This window comes from Methylomonas sp. Uni0011 (genome assembly GCF_056850255.1).
Genome location: NZ_JBVVNO010000029.1, coordinates 1 through 15,755 on the forward strand (window position 1 = coordinate 1; position 15,755 = coordinate 15,755).

General features: G+C 60.0%; 14 protein-coding genes. 8 read left to right on the forward strand and 6 right to left on the reverse strand.

Annotated features, from left to right (window positions below):
* Positions 1-277 precede the first annotated feature (277 nt).
* From AC0IM9_RS19660 to AC0IM9_RS19675, 4 genes are read left to right on the forward strand one after another with little or no spacing between them, the layout of a single operon-like run.
* A complete protein-coding gene (locus AC0IM9_RS19660) occupies positions 278-682 on the forward strand; it encodes an MbcA/ParS/Xre antitoxin family protein (RefSeq protein ID WP_482805155.1) in 405 nt (134 codons plus the stop codon).
* Complete coding sequence (locus AC0IM9_RS19665) at positions 679-1,377, forward strand: RES family NAD+ phosphorylase (protein WP_482805156.1); 699 nt, start codon at positions 679-681, stop codon at positions 1,375-1,377. Before AC0IM9_RS19660 ends, AC0IM9_RS19665 begins: the two co-directional genes overlap by 4 nt.
* Before the next feature lie 14 nt (positions 1,378-1,391).
* Entirely contained in the window at positions 1,392-1,868 is a 477-nt protein-coding gene (locus tag AC0IM9_RS19670; protein ID WP_482805157.1) for an MEKHLA domain-containing protein, read from the forward strand.
* Between the two features lie 39 nt (positions 1,869-1,907).
* Positions 1,908-2,384 (forward strand): CreA family protein, encoded by a 477-nt coding sequence (locus tag AC0IM9_RS19675; RefSeq protein ID WP_140913204.1) that lies wholly within the window; start codon positions 1,908-1,910, stop codon positions 2,382-2,384.
* An 8-nt stretch (positions 2,385-2,392) separates the two neighbouring features.
* On the opposite strand, the gene AC0IM9_RS19680 is transcribed toward AC0IM9_RS19675, so the two are convergent.
* The 4 genes from AC0IM9_RS19680 to AC0IM9_RS19695 all read right to left on the reverse strand — a co-directional run bounded on the left by AC0IM9_RS19680 (position 2,393) and on the right by AC0IM9_RS19695 (position 7,834).
* Positions 2,393-4,330 carry an ATP-binding protein gene (locus tag AC0IM9_RS19680; protein ID WP_278209966.1) on the reverse strand — a complete coding sequence of 646 codons (1,938 nt, stop codon included), beginning with the start codon at positions 4,328-4,330 and terminating at the stop codon, positions 2,393-2,395.
* Positions 4,327-4,842, reverse strand: coding sequence for a YfiR family protein (locus tag AC0IM9_RS19685; RefSeq protein ID WP_482805158.1), 516 nt, complete (start codon positions 4,840-4,842; stop codon positions 4,327-4,329). Before AC0IM9_RS19685 ends, AC0IM9_RS19680 begins: the two co-directional genes overlap by 4 nt.
* Before the next feature lie 13 nt (positions 4,843-4,855).
* Positions 4,856-6,892: a TonB-dependent receptor plug domain-containing protein gene (locus AC0IM9_RS19690; protein WP_482805159.1), complete on the reverse strand. Its 2,037-nt coding sequence runs from the start codon at positions 6,890-6,892 to the stop codon at positions 4,856-4,858.
* Positions 6,893-6,985: 93 nt separating this feature from the next.
* Positions 6,986-7,834 carry an aldo/keto reductase family protein gene (locus AC0IM9_RS19695; RefSeq protein WP_482805160.1) on the reverse strand — a complete coding sequence of 283 codons (849 nt, stop codon included), beginning with the start codon at positions 7,832-7,834 and terminating at the stop codon, positions 6,986-6,988.
* A gap of 432 nt (positions 7,835-8,266) precedes the next feature.
* Here AC0IM9_RS19695 and AC0IM9_RS19700 point away from each other — a divergent pair, with 432 nt between their 5' ends.
* The 4 genes from AC0IM9_RS19700 to AC0IM9_RS19715 all read left to right on the forward strand — a co-directional run bounded on the left by AC0IM9_RS19700 (position 8,267) and on the right by AC0IM9_RS19715 (position 12,522).
* Positions 8,267-9,430: an FIST signal transduction protein gene (locus AC0IM9_RS19700; protein WP_482805161.1), complete on the forward strand. Its 1,164-nt coding sequence runs from the start codon at positions 8,267-8,269 to the stop codon at positions 9,428-9,430.
* A complete protein-coding gene (locus tag AC0IM9_RS19705) occupies positions 9,427-11,298 on the forward strand; it encodes a putative bifunctional diguanylate cyclase/phosphodiesterase (RefSeq protein ID WP_482805162.1) in 1,872 nt (623 codons plus the stop codon). The genes AC0IM9_RS19700 and AC0IM9_RS19705 overlap by 4 nt, the downstream gene beginning before the upstream one ends.
* 149 nt (positions 11,299-11,447) lie before the next feature.
* A complete protein-coding gene (locus AC0IM9_RS19710) occupies positions 11,448-11,918 on the forward strand; it encodes a hypothetical protein (protein WP_482805163.1) in 471 nt (156 codons plus the stop codon).
* A 25-nt stretch (positions 11,919-11,943) separates the two neighbouring features.
* Positions 11,944-12,522, forward strand: coding sequence for a GNAT family N-acetyltransferase (locus tag AC0IM9_RS19715; RefSeq protein WP_482805164.1), 579 nt, complete (start codon positions 11,944-11,946; stop codon positions 12,520-12,522).
* Here AC0IM9_RS19715 and AC0IM9_RS19720 read toward each other — a convergent pair.
* The gene (locus tag AC0IM9_RS19720) at positions 12,519-14,210 is read right to left on the reverse strand and encodes a hypothetical protein (RefSeq protein WP_482805165.1); all 1,692 of its coding nucleotides are present in this window, start codon (positions 14,208-14,210) and stop codon (positions 12,519-12,521) included. The genes AC0IM9_RS19715 and AC0IM9_RS19720 overlap by 4 nt on opposite strands.
* A complete protein-coding gene (locus AC0IM9_RS19725) occupies positions 14,180-15,718 on the reverse strand; it encodes a DUF1175 family protein (protein WP_482805166.1) in 1,539 nt (512 codons plus the stop codon). The genes AC0IM9_RS19720 and AC0IM9_RS19725 overlap by 31 nt, the downstream gene beginning before the upstream one ends.
* Between the last annotated feature and the right edge of the window lie 37 nt (positions 15,719-15,755).

A 15,755-nucleotide genomic window follows, 5' to 3' on the forward strand; every position in this document is an offset into this window, starting at 1 on the left:
GGCGGCATCTTGCTTAAATTCCAGACTGTATTTGGGCCGTTTGTGTTTTTGCTCGTTTGTCATGGTCACCTCTGCTGACAGTATAAAGTCTGCCTTTTGAAGTGTCCGGGTTCATTAAACCATTTCAAAGTCCGATGACCAATTGTTGATCTTGGTTTTTCAAGGAGACGTGGTGGCCGAATATACCTACACCAAATAGCGGCCAGCGATTTGATTGACAAAGTCCATAAATAGACTTATTTTTACATAAAGTTCAAATGAGTTGTATGGAGGGCTTATGTTATCGACCGCACAAGCAACATTACCGGCCGACAGTGCCGTCGTGGCGGGCGCCGCATTACGCACCTTTTTCAATATTGCCGACGTCTGGCGGCTGAATGTCGAGCAAGCCATGAAGTTGCTGGGGCTGGATTCGCGCAGCACCTATTTCAAATGGAAAAAAAGCCCGGAAAGCGCCAGCCTGAATCCGGACAAGCTGGAGCGGTTGTCTTACATTTTCGGTATCTATAAAGCCCTGCAAATTCTGCTGCCGCAAGCCGAAGCCGCCGACGCCTGGTTGCAGCAAGCCAATCAGGCCGCGCCGTTTTCCGGGCAAAGCGCGTTGCAGCGCATGTTGTCGGGCCGGGTCGCCGATTTATACGTGGTACGCCAATATCTGGACGCCCAGTGCGGTTGGGCATGAAATCGATCGCAACGGCGCGGATCGACTGGCGGCCGTGTTGGCGCTTGGTACCAAGCCGGTTTCCGCCGACCGGATTGTTCGACCGGGTGGCCGATCCGGCCGATCTGGAAGTGGTGTTCGCAATCGAGGCTTTGACCAACGACCGTCTGCGCGACGAGGCCGGCGAAATTCGGTTGGTGGCGGCGGCAGATAGAATCTCCGGCCCCGGTACCACGCCGATCATGGCTGCGTTCACTCATTTGAATCCGGAAGGCAGCCGCTTCTCCGACGGCAGTTTCGGCGTCTATTACGCGGCCAAGGATGTCGATACCGCAATCGCCGAGACCGCTTTCCATCGCGCCCGCTTTTTGGCGGCGACCCGGCAAGCGCCAATCGAGATCGACATGCGTTCCTACGCCTCGGACCTGGACGCCGAACTGCACGACATCCGCGCTAAACAAAGCGAACTGCCGGATATTTACGCTAGCGATACCGGGCATTACGCGGCGGCGCAGAGCTTAGCCAAGCAACTGCGCGCTGACGGTTCGAATGGGATTGCCTATTCCAGCGTACGCAACGCCGGCGGCGAATGCGTCGCCGTGTTCAAACCGCGCTTGTTGTCTCCGGTGAAACAGGGGGCGCATTATTGTTACGTCTGGGACGGCAACCGGATTAGAGCCGTGTACAAAAAAGAACTTTACCGTTCCGGCGTTTGACCCAATCAACCCGTATGCTTGACTTGACCGTTCCCAGCCCCGCCAACGATTTTCACAGCCGGCATATCGGCCTGGTATTGGACAGCTACCGGGAATTGCTCGGCACGCCGCTGCTGCAGCCGCTGCCAGGCCAGTCCTTGGGCGAGGCCGCCTTTCACGCCGGATTCGCGCTGCTGTCGCATACAGCCGATGCCGATCCGCTATTCAACTATGCCAACCGCCAAGCTTTGGCCCTGTTCGAATTCGAGTGGCAGGAGTTGGTCGGCCTGCCGTCGCGGTTTTCGGCGGAACCGGTCAACCGTGAGGAACGTGAGCGCTTGTTGGCGCAAGTGTCCAGCCGCGGCTATATCGATGATTATTCCGGCGTGCGCATCGCCAAGTCCGGCAAGCGTTTTTTGATCGAGCACGCGGTGGTTTGGAACGTTTACGACCAGTGGCGGCGCTATTACGGTCAGGCCGCTTGTTTTAGCGATTGGCGCTTGTTACCCTGACGCGCCTGCCTGAATTTCGAAAACCCTGCGGAGACTATTATGTTGAAAACCTTGCTCAAACATGGCGGCCGCATCGCGTGCGGTTTGACCATCGCCGCCGCCGCGCCGGCACTGGCCGACGAAGTGGGTTGTGTGACCACCGCCTGGAAACTGATCGGCGCCAACCATAAAGTCTGCGTCGACGTATTCGAAGATCCGAAGATTCCGAACGTGATTTGCCATATCAGCCAGGCCAGAACCGGCGGCATCTCCGGCGGCTTGGGGCTGGCGGAAGACCCGTCGCAGTTTTCGCTGGCTTGCCGCCAGATCGGCCCGATTGCGTTGCCGGCCAAATTGCCCGACGAAGAAACCGTCTTTTCGGAAAGCACCTCGTTATTGTTCAAATCCACCAACATTACCCGCTTGTGGGACGCCAAACATAACACGCTGGTCTATCTGGCGATCAGCCGCAAGGTGATCGAAGGCGCGCCGGCCAACAGCGTATCGACGGTACCGGTCATGCCGTGGGGTAAGTAAGCCGAGGTTCAACCCGGCGGCGGGACCTCGACGGTTGGGTCGGCGCCCGGTTTGATCCATTTCAGCAATGCTTGGTAAAGGGTGGCCGGCAGAATCGGTTTGCCGATGAAATCGTTCATGCCGGCTGCGGCGCACAGTTGCTGGTCGCCGGGCATGACGTTGGCGGTCATCGCAATGACCGGAATATCGCCGCAGCCCGCTATTTGCCTGAGCAGCCGGGTGGCCTGGTAACCGTCCATGACCGGCATCTGCACATCCATCAGTACGCAGTCGTAGCGGTTGTCTTGCAGTTTTTGCAACGCAATTTCGCCGTTCTCGGCAACATCGACCTGAATTTGCGCCTGTTCCAATAATTCGACCGCGACGATGCGGTTGATTTCGTTATCTTCCGCCAGCAATACCCGGCTACCGTATAGTGGCCGCAACAAGTCCGGATCGAAACCGTTGCGGTGGCGGCGCATCTGGAAATTGCGGATCGTGGCCAGATCGGTGACGCCGAGCAGCACATCGAAGGTAAATGTCGAACCGATCGTGGGCTGGCTGTCGACCCGGATGCTGCCTTGCATCTGTTCGATCAATTGCTTGGAAATAATCAGGCCCAAACCGGTGCCGCCGTAATTGCGGGTGACGCTGCTGTCGCCCTGACTGAAGGCCTGGAACAGCTTGTTTTGTTGCTCGGCGCTAATGCCGATACCGGTATCGCTGATGGCAAATTGCAGGCGTACCGTTGCCGCATCGCGCTCTAGTTCGGTGACGGCAACCCGGACTTCGCCGCGTTCGGTAAACTTGATTGCGTTCCCGACCAGATTGATGAAAATTTGCCGCAAACGCTGCGGGTCGCCGATCACGGCATGGTAGGCGTCGGTTTGTTCGGGCCGGATCAGGCGGATGCCTTTCTTGGCGCTGAGCTGCAACATGGTCGAGAACACGTGCTCCAGCGTCTCTTCCAATAAAAACGGAATCGTCTCCATCTGCATCTTGCCGGCTTCCATTTTGGAAAAGTCCAAAATGTCGTCGATCAGAGTCATCAGCGAATGGGCCGAAGATTCGACCCGCAGCAAGTACTCGCGCTGTTTAACGCTCAGTGCGCTGTTCAGACACAACTCGACCAGGCCGACGATCGCGTTCATCGGCGTGCGGATTTCGTGGCTCATATTCGCCAGGAACTGGCTTTTGGCCTGATTGGCCGATTCGGCGTCCAGCTTGGCGGCTTCCAGTTCCCGGGTACGGGTTTGGACCTGGATTTCCAGATCGGCTTCGTGGGCTTCGGTCTGGGCCAGCATGTTGTTGAAGGCCTCGGCCAGATCGCTGATTTCGTCGTTGCCGGCATAGGCCGAGCGCCGGCTGTAGTCCTGGTCCTGTTCGATCTGCCGGGCCGTTTCCGCCAGCTGTAGGATCGGCCGCAGAAACGAACGTTGCAGGCGTCGCACGTACAAGCCGACCACGCTCAATGCGATCAGGATAATGCTGGCGTTTAACACGGCGTTGAATAGCAGCGTGTGGTAGCTCTGTTTCAGACTGGCTTCCAGCGCGATATAACCGACCACCTGCTGGTTCTTGTGCAGAATGGGCTGGGTGATGGAGCGGGTTTTGGCGATTTGCTGCGGCCACCAGTCGTGCCAGGCCGAAGCCGGCTTGCGGTAACTGACCAGGATTTTGCCGGCGGTGTTCTGAATTTGGCCGGAAATGATGTCGGGGTCGTGTGCCAGTGCGTCCAGAATTTCTTGCGCGGTCTGGGCGTCGTCGAACAGCAGCGCGAAACTGCTGTTTTGGCCGATCATGTTGGCAGTGAGCCGTAACTTGTAGCCGATGGCCTGCTGTAACGCCCCGTACTCGCGAATGGTCAGCGACACGGTTGCTACCATCAGACTCAGCATCACCATCAGGCGCAGAATGTTGCCGAGCTTGCGGCTGATGGAGATTCGCGGTTGAGTCGAGGCTGTCATTCGATTAGTTCGGCCATCCGAAGCAATTTGGAGCTCAATTTTAAGTGGGCGGAATTTACCGGCGCTAAATTTACCACCAGTTTCAGTTTGTTGTCGCGCAAGCTGAATTGCACCATGCCGCCGGCCGCGGCGAATCCCTCGCTGTCGCCGACCAGCAACACGTGCCTGGCCCGGGCTTGCCCGGCGACTTCCGCGGTCAGCAAGTCTTTTTCGGCCAGGAACAAAATGCTGCAGCTATCGATATCGGGACCGGGTTCGAGATCGACATGTACCGGCGCGCCGTCGATGGTTTGCCCTTCCAAAATCGGCAGAAATTTCCGTAACGGGCTGGAGCCGCGCAAACAGATGACGATGGGCCGGGCGTCCGGCCAGCGGGTCAATTCGGCGAAATGAAACAAATAGGCGGTTTTTAGTTGGTATTCGCGTTCGGCAGGACCTAATTCCGCCGCCTGGCCGCCCGTAACCGGCAGCCAAACGCAGAGGTTGAGTAGCATATATAGACAAAGGCGCATCGTCTTACTCAACCTAGAACCGCCAGGACAGTTGGGCAAAATAACCGCGTTGAATCTGGCTGGAGACCGGAATGTACACCACGTCGTTGAATTCCGGACGCTGCCCGTCGAGCAGATTTTGCCCGACCAGCGACAGTTCCAGATTCTTGGCCGGCCGCCAACCGAGCCGCAGATCCAGCGAAATGTAGTCCGGAATGCGGACTTGGTTGACGCTGATGCGGTCCACGTAACGCGCCCAGGCGTCCAGTTCGATATCGTCGGTCAGGTCCAGCATCGAGCGTAGCGACAAACTATGCTGCGGATTGACTTTTTCCTCGGCCAAGGGGTCCAGAAACCAGGGCTGCCGGCTGTCGGCGTCGTTGTCGAAGCGGATGCCGGTATAGGAGGCCTGCAGGCGCCAATCGTGGCTGACCCGGTAGTTGGCGGCCAGTTCCAGGCCGTAACTTTTCATTTGCCGGTAGTTGCCGACGCTGAGGTCGAGAATCGGCAGCGGAAAACCCGGCGCTTGAGCATTGGCGGTAAAACCGCTGGCCTTGACGCCTTGAATCCGGTCGTAGATGTTGTAAAACACGGTGCTGTCCAGATCCAGCCGGCTGTTGACCTGCCAGCGCCAGCCCAGCTCATAAGCCACCACGTTTTCGGTGCGCATGTCCTGATTGGCGTCGGCCAGAAAAAATAACGACTGTTGGCCGGGGACCGGCAGAAATAGCCGGATACTTTGCTGGGCGCGGTTGGGTAATGCCACGGCCCGGGACACTCCGGCCCACAGCCGATGGTTTTTGTGCGGGGTCCAGATCAGCCGGGCGTTGGGTTCGGTTTCCCAACCGGTGTAAGTGAAGTGTTCGACCCGGTTACCCAGCGTCAATTGCAGGTTGTCGAGCAGGTCGATGTTGTCCTGGGCAAACAGGCCGATATTGTGCTGGGTAAACTGGTCCGGCTCGAAACCCAGCGTCAGCGTGTTGTCGAAACGGTCGTCGATGATCTGGTAATTCAAACCCCACAGCAAATGGTGGTTGCCGAACAATGGCTGGCTGTGCTGAATGTCCAGGTTGTAATGCGAGCGGCTCATCCGGTTGGTGGCCATTTGCCAGTCGGTCTGGGTAAAAGCCATGTTGACCCGCAGTTCCCGCTCGCCGTCGAACTGGTGGGTCCAGTTGCCTTGCAGGCTGCCGGATACTCCGTCCTTGCCGAAGTCGTCCTGGCGCCAGTAAGGCGGCGTGGCCGACGACACCCCGGTCAAAAAACCGTGCAGCCGGTAGCGGGTGGCGGTGGCTTCCAGCATCAGTTGATCGCGCTCGGTCAATTGGCTGTCCAGGCGGAAATTGGCGGTTTCGGCGTTGCCGGTATCGTGGGTATTGTGCAGGCCGGCCATATCCACGCTGGCGTCGCGCACTAGCGCATTGACAGTGCCGCGCAGATAAGTCGAATCGGACAGCTTTTGCCCGTAACGGACGCCGCCGAAGCCGCGCTCCTCGGTGCCGCCGCCGGCCGTCAACAAGCCGCCCTCGGTGTCGGCCGCCGAGCGGGTGACGATATTGATCGCGCCGTTCACCGCATTCGCGCCCCACAGGCTGCCGCTGGGACCGCGCAGCACTTCGATCCGCTCGATGTTTTGCAGCAGCGGAATATGCTGACCCCAGTAAACGCCGCTGATCAGCGGATCGTAAATGCTGCGGCCGTCTATCATGACCTGCAGTTTGTTGGCGTAGAGATCGTTGAAGCCGCGGGCGCTAACGCCCCAATTCCAGCTGTTGACGCGGGCCACGGCCATACCCGGCGCCATCCTCAACAGTTCCGGCAGGCTGGTGGCGCCGGAACGGCGAATATCTTCGGCGCTGATCACAAACGCCGCGGCTGGCGTGTCTTTGACGGTTTGCGCTTGGCGGGCCAGACCGGATACTTTCAGTTCGGTCAGTTCGTCCCAACTCAAGGACAGCAATTCGCTGGTGCTGTCCAGTGCGTCCGCGTCGTCGTCGGCCATCGCCAGTTGCGCCGATAGCAGCGTCAGGCACAGGCCGGCGAATTGGCGAATCAGGCGAGTTGAGGCCATGGAATAGGATGAAGGCAAAAGTTGTCCCGCATTATAAGTGAGTCGCGGCCACAGGCAACGCGACTATGGTACGAACGGCGTCGGATTATCCGGTCAAAACAGCGCCGAAATCGCCGCGCATTCGTCGGCGTCCAGCGCAAATTCGAAAATCGCCAAATCCTCGGCCATATGCGCTGCGGAGCAGGTCCCGGTCAGCGGAACGACACCGTGTTGGTGCAGATAACGGAAAAATATTTGCGCCGGCGTCCGGCCGCGTGCGCTGGCCGCTGCGGTTACTGCCGGATGCGCCAGCACCCGCGGGTTGGCAGTCAAGGTCCAAAAACTTTGGTAGACGATCTGCCGCTGCCGGCAGAAAGCGCGAATTTGCTTGTCGTAGCCGGTGTCGGCGTAGAACCGGTTTTGCACCACGGCCGGCTTGATTTCGGCGGTTTGGTACAAATATTCGAACAGCGCAAAATCGTAGCAATTGCTGATGCCCAACTGCTTCACCTTGCCGGCCCCGGCCAGGGTTTCCATGGCTTGCCAGACCTCCAGCAACTGCTTGCGGTCGGCCAGCGGCGAGTGCAACACCAAGCCGTCCAGATAATCGGTCTGCAGATTGCGTTGCGAAACCGCGAACGATTGCGCCACCTGTTCCGCCAGACCCGCGCGCGGGTCGTAGGGAATTCGTAGCGGATCGTGGCCGTTCAACGGCGTGAATTTGGTTTGCAGGTAAAGCTCGGCGCGGGTAAGGCCCGATTTAGCGCAGGCGGCGGCGATGCCCCGGCCGACGCCGGCTTCGTCGTAATGCTTGGGCTGGCAGGCGGTGTCGATGCCGCGAAACCCGGCAGCGATGGCTTGCTCGACCAGTTCGGCCGTGCGTTCCTGTTTCCAGGCCGTTCCGTAAAGGATGCCCGGCATGCGCACGCCGGCGGCGGAAACTACAAAAGCGTGGTCTGGCATGAGCGGCTCCCGAAAAAAGCTTGATCTTCGGCGATCGGCGTCGGGCCGTCAATTCTCAGTATGTTCCACTCCAAAACCGCGACCCATTCCGGGGCGTAGGCTGGGTTAAGCAACGCGAAACCCAGCAAAAGCTTTAAAACAATTATTTGTAAATCTCAAATAATCACCTTCGACGCTGGGTTTCATTAACATTCAACCCAGCCTACGTTAGCAAACCGACCGTCGGCTTTTGGCAGCTCGCCGCCACTGGCAATTTTTGAAATTGGAACCGGCTGCCGATCTGATCGGAATCCGCATTTCCCCGCCATCTAACGCCGCCCCCCGGCCCTGCTGCGAAAAGTGTGCGCCAGCCAGCGCGGTGCTGCACTCGGTTTTTACATTTTCCCCTACGCCCAGTATGCTTTAGATCGTAACGGTTACGGAGCGTGCACAATGGCGCCGGCAAGTTTCGCCTATTTTCCCTCGATAGAGTTAGCCGCCATCGAAAGTCGGTTGGCGGAGTGGCGCGCGCTTTTTCCGGAAATGGGCGTGCTGGCCTTGTTGCCCGAAGCCGAAAAGGCGTCGATTCCGGCGTTGCAGGCCTTGTGCAACCGTGGCGGGCTGCCGTTGTGCGGCGCGATGTTTCCGCAATTGATCTACGGTACCGGCTTTCGCAGCAGCGGCGTTTGTTTGTTGCGGTTCGACCGGATGCCCTACGCGGCGCTGTTCGACGTCGCCCGGCAGGATTCCATAGGTGCGGCCGAGGCCGCCGAGACCATAGCCGGCCATGTCGGCCGCCATCTGGAGGACGAGGTGCCGGCCACGCTGTTTTTAATGCTGGATGCGCTGCTGCCGAATATCGGCTCCCTGCTCGACGAGCTGTATCTGCGCCTGGCCAATCGTGTGCATTACGCCGGCGTCAACGCCGGCAGCGAGACTTTTCAAGCCATGCCCTGTCTGTTCGACAACCAGCGGATTATCGGCAACGGCGTGTTGGCGCTGTTGCTGAAGCCGCATGACGGGGCGGTGTTGGAGCACGGTTACCGCAGCGAAGCCGAAACCTTGCCGGCGACGTCCACCGACCGCAACCGGATCATACATATCGACTGGCGCCCGGCGTTTGAGGTTTATCAGGAACTGGTGCGAGCCAAGTTCGGCGTCGAGATTACCCGCGATAACTTTTACCAATACGCGGTGCATTTTCCGTTCGGCATACTCAGGGCCAACCACACCACCGTGGTGCGGATTCCGGTCATGCTCGACGCCGATAACGCGCTGTATTGCATCGGCGAAGTACCGCCGCATTCGATGTTGGCCTTATTGGATGCGCCGCAAGTCGATTCGCCTGACACTTTGCAAAGCTTGCACGGCGGTCTGGCCAAACTCAGCGGCGCTCCGGCCGGCCGCGAACTGCTGTTGTTTTATTGCGCCGGTCGGCGCCAACATCTCGGCGCGGCCAGCGCCGGCGAAGAATTGGCGATTTTTCAGAATTTGAGCCAAGCGTCGGCAATCGCCGGCGGTCTGGCCCTGGGCGAAATCGGCGACACCACGTTGTGGGGCTATCCTTTATTCCATAACGCCACCGTCGTTACCGCCGCCTGGACCAATCCCGCATGAGGCACGACGAGGTCATCCCGGTTTTGTACGAAATGGCGATGACGATCGGCGGCGAGATCAGTTTGAAGCCGCTGCTGACTCGCACCCTGCAACGCCTGTTGTATTTCACCTCGTTTCCGGCCGGTTTCATTTGCCTGGATTTATCCCCAAGCGCAACGGCCGGCAGCGATTGTCTGGATGCGGCGCTGCTGGCCGCGATCGGCGATTTTCAATTGATTAAACACATCGGCGAGACCATATCGTTGCCGGCAGACCTGGCGCTGGGGCCGGCGGCGCGGGAAGACGATCGGGCCGCACTGTTTTCCGGATTGCCGGTAAGTTCGGACCGTTACCGGGCGTTTTTGCGCTTGCCGATCACCGACATCGGCGTCGTGATTCTGTTGGCGCCGATCATGCCGGAAACCCATCTGCCGCTGACGCGGATGTTTGAGCCGATCATGGCGCATTTGGCCAGGGCGATATTGCTGTGCCGGCATTACGACCGGCATACCTCGCAATTGATCGCCGACAAACACCAAGCCGACCAACGCGCCGATTTTCTGGCCTTGCACGACAGTTTGACTGCCCTGCCCAACCGGGCGCTGCTGCTCGACCGAATCCAGCAAGCGATGGCGATGGCCAGCCACAACGGCCAATACGGTGCGTTGTTGACGCTGAACCTCGACCATTTCAAGCAATTGAACGACATATACGGTTACGAGACTTGCGACAAGATTCTGGTCGAAACCGCGCGCCGGCTGGAGTATTGTGTGCGGGAGGGCGATACCGTGGCCCGTTTCGGCGGCGACGAATTCGTTTTGTTGCTGTGGCCGTTGTCGGTATCGAAGCAGGAAGCGGCGATTCAGGCCGAAGCCATTGCCCAGAAGGCGCAGCAGGCGCTGCTAACGCCATACCAATGCGACTCGCGCGGTTTGCTGGCGACCTTCAGCATCGGCATCAGCCTGTTTCGGGCTCACGGCGACAGTCTGGAAAGTCTGCTGAAAAATGCCGAAACCTCGTTGTACCAAGCCAAAACCGCCGGCCGCAATACGATTCGCTTCTTCGATCCCGGAATTCAGGCGGCGATGATGCAGCGCTTGGAACTGGAAGCGGACTTGCTGGCGGCGATTCGCGGCAACCAACTGGAGCTGTATTACCAAGTCCAAGCCGACGACCGGAATCGGGCGACCGGCGCCGAAGCCTTGATCCGCTGGCACCATCCGCGGCGCGGCATGATATCTCCGGCCGTATTCATTCCGTTGGCGGAAGAAAACGGGTCGATTATCGAAATGGGCGATTGGGTGTTGGCCGAGGCCTGCTGCCGGCTTCAGGCCTGGCAAGCCGATCCTGTGCTCGGCCGGCTGGCGTTGGCGGTCAACGTCAGTGCGATTCAATTTCAACAACACGACTTCACCGCCAAGGTCGGCGCGCTGTTGGCCGACTACCCGTCGGTCTCGCAACGCTTGAAGCTGGAACTCACCGAAAGCGTGCTGTTGAACCGAGCCGAGGATGCGATCGATAAAATCCAGTTGCTGAAGAACCAGGGTATCCGCTTTTCGCTGGACGATTTCGGCACCGGTTATTCGTCGTTGGGCTATTTGAAGCGCTTGCCGCTGGACCAATTGAAAATCGACCAAAGTTTCGTCCGCGATATCGCCAGCGATCCGAGCGCCGCGGCAATCACCCAAACCATCATCGCGATGGCGCAAACCCTGGGCCTGGAAGTCATCGCCGAAGGCCTGGAAACTCCGGAACAGCTGGCGCTACTCAGCCGTTTCGGCTGCCGCCATTACCAGGGTTTCCTGCTGAGCCGGCCGTTGCCGGTCGCCGAATTCGAGGCCTTGCTGGCCGGCGGCAGCCCGTGGTTAAGCCCGGCCGGAGCGGGATGAGGCCAAACCCCGCCGCCGACTAAACCGGGGTCAAGCCATTGGGCCGGTGGGCTTGGCTTTAACCCGTCCGGACGCGGCTTTATGTTTCCGGCGACAACGCCGAGCCGGTTTCGGTATAGTGCCGTTGAATTTTCTGCCGGATGACGACGATGAAAAAACTGTTGCTGACTCTGCTTGCCATTGCGTTGATTATCGAGGAATGGCTGTGGGACTTCCTGTCGGCTTGCGGTCACTATCTGGCGCTGTGGTTGCGGCTGGAACGGGTTGAAGTTTGGCTGAGCCGAACCTCGCCGCCGATGGCCTTGCTGGCGATTACGGTACCATTAATGATCGTGACGCCGATCAATCTCGCCGCGTTGTCGCTGCTGGTGCACGGCTTGCTGCTGCAAGGGATCTTGCTGGAAGTGTTCGCCAAACTGCTCGGCACCTTACTGGTGGCACGGGTGTTCAACCTGACCAAACCGCAACTGCTGACGTTTCGGCCAATCGCTTTTATCTACCACACCATCAGCGCTTGGCTGCGCTGGGCGCATGCCAAAATCGCCGATACCGCAATTTACCGCTTTGCCAAACAATTGAAAGCGGATGTCAAAGCCAAAGTCAAAGCCTGGCTGGCTTGATCGAAGGGTGGGTCGGGAGCAGGCGATGGTATTGGGATTTAGTAGGGCGGATGCGAGCGACGCCGAGGCCTTGGCGGAGTTGATCAACTCCGCCTATCGCGGCGAAACCAGTCGCCTGGGTTGGACCACCGAGGCCGATTTGTTGGAAGGCCGCCGCATCGACGCCGCCGGCATCGTCAAGTTGTTGGCTGCCGCCGACTCGTTGATTCTGGTCTGCAGGCAACACGGCCAATTGCTGGGTTCGGTGCATTTGCAATATGGCGCCGGCCAAGTGCAGATCGGCATGCTCGCGGTCAGTCCTTGCCACCAGGGCCAGGGCATCGGCAAACAGCTATTGCGTCAAGCCGAACAGTGGGCGGAGCAGGTCTGGCCGGTGCAGCGCTTTTCGATGGCCGTGATTCCGGTGCGCCAGGAGCTGATCGAGTTTTACCAACGCCGCGGCTACCGCCGCACCGGCCAAATCCAACCGTTTCCGCTCAACCCGGCGTTATGGACGCCTAAAGTCGGCGATTTATGCCTGGAGCGGCTGGAAAAACCGGCCCGGTTCAGCACAGAGTCGCCGCCGCCAAGCCGGGTTGCCGATACTGATGTTGCGGAGGACTAAGGGCTTGCGGTTTGCGCGATCAGCTTGCCGGTCAAGGTCGCCCCGGCGCTAGGCTCGGTAATCCGCCCGGCGTAACTCAAAATCGGCAGGCTGGCGAATAACTTGTCGCCGTCCTGACGCATCGCGGCTTTGGCGGCTTCGTAGTCCTGCTGCCAGCGCGGGGCGAATTCGTTGGCGTCCTGGTTGGCACCGGCGCCGCCGGCCAGGAATAATTCGCGGGTAGCCGCGCCGGGATTGATGAAGGCGATCAACTGCGCGTCCTGCAACCGCGTTTTTTCGGCGCCGCGCTGCCAGTCCAGCGGGCTTAGCGACTGTTTGTTGCAGGCGTCTTTCATCCGCGTCAACAAGTTCGGCGAGCTGGCGGCCAGAAACAGGCTGCCGCCGCCGCATTCGGCGCCAAGGTCGGGATTTTTCAGATACTGGGCATAAGCGGCGCTGGCCTGCGGTTGGCTGGGGTTGGCGACGACGACGCCGACCGCACCGCTCGGGTCGTCCGGGCTGAAGTCCCACACCAGGCCGATGCCAGCCGCTTCCGGGCCGGGCGGATTGGCCGACGGGCCGGCAGCGGCCAGTTTGCGCCAATCCTCCGCAGTCAGGTCCGGCGGCAGCGCCAGGCTGGCGGCGAAGCCGGCGAAGGCGTCGTGCGGAATGCTGGCAACCACCCCTTCGAACAGCCGGCTGTGCAATTGACCCTGCCAAGTCGCGGCCGGCAAGTGCAACGCGCCCGGTGCGCCGGCAGCGAGCGCAAAATCCCAGCGCAACGGATAGGTTTCCGCCCCGGCGAACACCGGCAACAGATTGGCGACGAAGGCCTCGCTGCGCACGGTCAGGCTCAGCGGCGCATCACTGTCGGCCGGTTCCGGCACGGTGCTGTCCAACACATTCAGTAACGCTTCCAGGCTTTGCGCCAGATAAATCCGGCCGCGAAATTCGGTAAAGAACAGTTTTTGCAGGCCGATGCGGGCTTCCAGAATCGGTTCCGGCAACTTGGCGACCCGGTAGCCGCTGCTGGCCAGGACGCCGGCCAGCGCCGGCAGGGCTTGGTCAGCCAAGCCGCTGGCGCTGCGCCGATAACTGATGACCCAGCCCTGGCTGCCGTGAGCCATGTCGTAATGCAATTCGGCGTTGGCATTGACCGCGTCCCGCAGCACTTGCAGCAAAAAGTCGCCTTGCATGCCTTGTAAGTTGAGTTGTTCGGCTTTGACGTGCAGGCTTTGCAGCAGGCCGAAGAACAGGCCTTTGACGAAACGGTTTTCCACCATCTGCCGCAGTTCGGGCTGATTGTCCCACCAGTTCAGAAAGGCATCGCCGCGGTTGAAATACAGCGTAAACGCCACCGGATGTTTGCGCACGTACCAGGCGGCGCGCCGGGGGCAATCGGCCGGGCGCTTGATCGACACGTCCACTGCGGTGGCTGAACTTATGTCGCCGCCGGTCAGCGCCGGGCAACGTTCGTCGCCGGCCGGCACCTCGTCATTGCTGCCGACTAGCGAAGCACTGGCATCCAGATCGTTCCGCGCCGCGTCGCGCAATTTCACGGTCAAGTCCAGCAGCGGCAGGTCGGCGCGGACCAACTTGGCCAGAGCTTGCTCGGTCAAGTGCTGGTAAAGCGCAACGCTCGCGCCGGCCGCCAATGCTATACCGGCGGCGATGGCGGTCAGGCGCTTTGCGGGGGTAAGCGGTTCCATTCGTACACTCCGAGGAAATAGGGGTTTTCCGGGCGGGGAATCCAGACCGGGTCCGGCGATTGCAGCAATTCGGCGACGCGCACCACCCGTACCTGACCTTCGCTGCCCTGGGCGCCGTTATGGTAGACGGCCAGATTCTCGGCGCGGCCGGCGGCGAACAGCATCAGGTGGTAGGGTTCGTCGTTAATCAAAGGCTTTTGGTAGACCAGCAAATCGCCGCTTTGCGCCGTGGCCAGATCGCGAGATTTCAGCCGGAAGTTATAGCCGATCAGGGTTTCGGCGTCGGCAAAATGACCGTAACGCGCGGCGCCGTTATTCAAACCGGTCTGCCAGATTTGCGGATAGCCGGGCAGTAGTTTGCGGGCCTGTGCGGAGATGGTTGGCAGTTTCAATTTGTTGGGGATGCCGAGTTTGGCGCTGCGCGCCGCATCGCGCGGCTCCAAAGCGGTACGGTAGGCGAAGCGGACCAGGCCGGCGCAGTCGCGTTGTTTGGGTTCCCACAGCGGGCTGAGCTTGCGGGCCTGTAGCAGGGCGACGTTGGTGACGCTCTCGCGCAAGGCCTCGGCGTCTTGTGGGGGCAGATAGCCCAGTTCTTCGGCGCTGTCCTCGGCTTCGCCTTCGCGCTTTGGTTCGTGTTGAATGTATTCGCGCACCTCGGCCGGCATGTCGCGCTCGGCGTCCTGGCCGGGGACATAAATTTTCGCCGGCTGGCGGTTGCCCTGGATCGAGACGTAAGCCAGGGTTTGGGTTTCGCCGGGCCGGGCCAGCGGTTTTTGCACCCGGCGCCGGCTCTCGGTGGGCAGGCCTTCGTCGAGAATGATGTCCAGATTCGCCAGCGTGTGCTGGACCGCACCGCCCGGCCAATAATTGGTATCGATGCGGAACACGCCGACCGGCGGCGCCGGATGCACGTACAAATAAGGGCCGTAGCCGGCCTGGTCGAAGTTGTCGCCGTTGGAGTTTAAAAAGAAAATGCCGCCGCTGTTGGAGTTGGTATCGGCCCAATAGACGTGGCTTCTATCCGGTTCGTAGATATGCAGATCGGTATAGACGCCGTCGCTGTCGCTGGTCAGGATCACTTTCAATGCGATCGGCGAAATCACCGCGTCTATGGTGGTCGAGGCCTTGGCGACGCCGGCGGCATTAGCGCATTCGGCGATGACGCTGTTTTTACCTTTTGCGGCCGGGAAGGCCCGGCTGAAGCTGCCGTTGAGGTTGCGCACGTAGTAACGCACGCCGTTGATGTTGACGACGATGGGGTCTGCGTTGGGGTCGGAGCAGGTGCCGGCCACGGTAATTTGCAAGCCGCTGGTCCAGCCCCCGGCCGGTTTGCTCAGCGTAATGGCCGGCGCTTCGGTTTGGCCTGCGGCAAGCGGCCGTTGCTGGCCGCGGCGGGCCAGGATATCGGGGTCGTCGCTGGGAGCGGCCAGGCATTGCAGCGCGAAAGCCAGGCCGGCCAGCGTCAAGCCGGGTAGCCGGCATCGGTTGAACAAGGTAAATCTCCGCATCCAGGCCTCCACCGGCTATCGGACTCCAATTCGGTGC

Bases quoted from the DNA above. Each gene is read 5' to 3' on its own strand.
- AC0IM9_RS19660 (WP_482805155.1), top strand. From the start codon at position 278: ATGTTATCGACCGCACAAGCAACATTACCGGCCGACAGTGCCGTCGTG.
- AC0IM9_RS19665 (WP_482805156.1), top strand. From the start codon at position 679: ATGAAATCGATCGCAACGGCGCGGATCGACTGGCGGCCGTGTTGGCGC.
- AC0IM9_RS19670 (WP_482805157.1), top strand. From the start codon at position 1,392: ATGCTTGACTTGACCGTTCCCAGCCCCGCCAACGATTTTCACAGCCGG.
- AC0IM9_RS19675 (WP_140913204.1), top strand. From the start codon at position 1,908: ATGTTGAAAACCTTGCTCAAACATGGCGGCCGCATCGCGTGCGGTTTG.
- AC0IM9_RS19680 (WP_278209966.1), bottom strand. From the start codon at position 4,330: ATGACAGCCTCGACTCAACCGCGAATCTCCATCAGCCGCAAGCTCGGC.
- AC0IM9_RS19685 (WP_482805158.1), bottom strand. From the start codon at position 4,842: ATGCGCCTTTGTCTATATATGCTACTCAACCTCTGCGTTTGGCTGCCG.
- AC0IM9_RS19690 (WP_482805159.1), bottom strand. From the start codon at position 6,892: ATGGCCTCAACTCGCCTGATTCGCCAATTCGCCGGCCTGTGCCTGACG.
- AC0IM9_RS19695 (WP_482805160.1), bottom strand. From the start codon at position 7,834: ATGCCAGACCACGCTTTTGTAGTTTCCGCCGCCGGCGTGCGCATGCCG.
- AC0IM9_RS19700 (WP_482805161.1), top strand. From the start codon at position 8,267: ATGGCGCCGGCAAGTTTCGCCTATTTTCCCTCGATAGAGTTAGCCGCC.
- AC0IM9_RS19705 (WP_482805162.1), top strand. From the start codon at position 9,427: ATGAGGCACGACGAGGTCATCCCGGTTTTGTACGAAATGGCGATGACG.
- AC0IM9_RS19710 (WP_482805163.1), top strand. From the start codon at position 11,448: ATGAAAAAACTGTTGCTGACTCTGCTTGCCATTGCGTTGATTATCGAG.
- AC0IM9_RS19715 (WP_482805164.1), top strand. From the start codon at position 11,944: ATGGTATTGGGATTTAGTAGGGCGGATGCGAGCGACGCCGAGGCCTTG.
- AC0IM9_RS19720 (WP_482805165.1), bottom strand. From the start codon at position 14,210: ATGGAACCGCTTACCCCCGCAAAGCGCCTGACCGCCATCGCCGCCGGT.
- AC0IM9_RS19725 (WP_482805166.1), bottom strand. From the start codon at position 15,718: ATGCGGAGATTTACCTTGTTCAACCGATGCCGGCTACCCGGCTTGACG.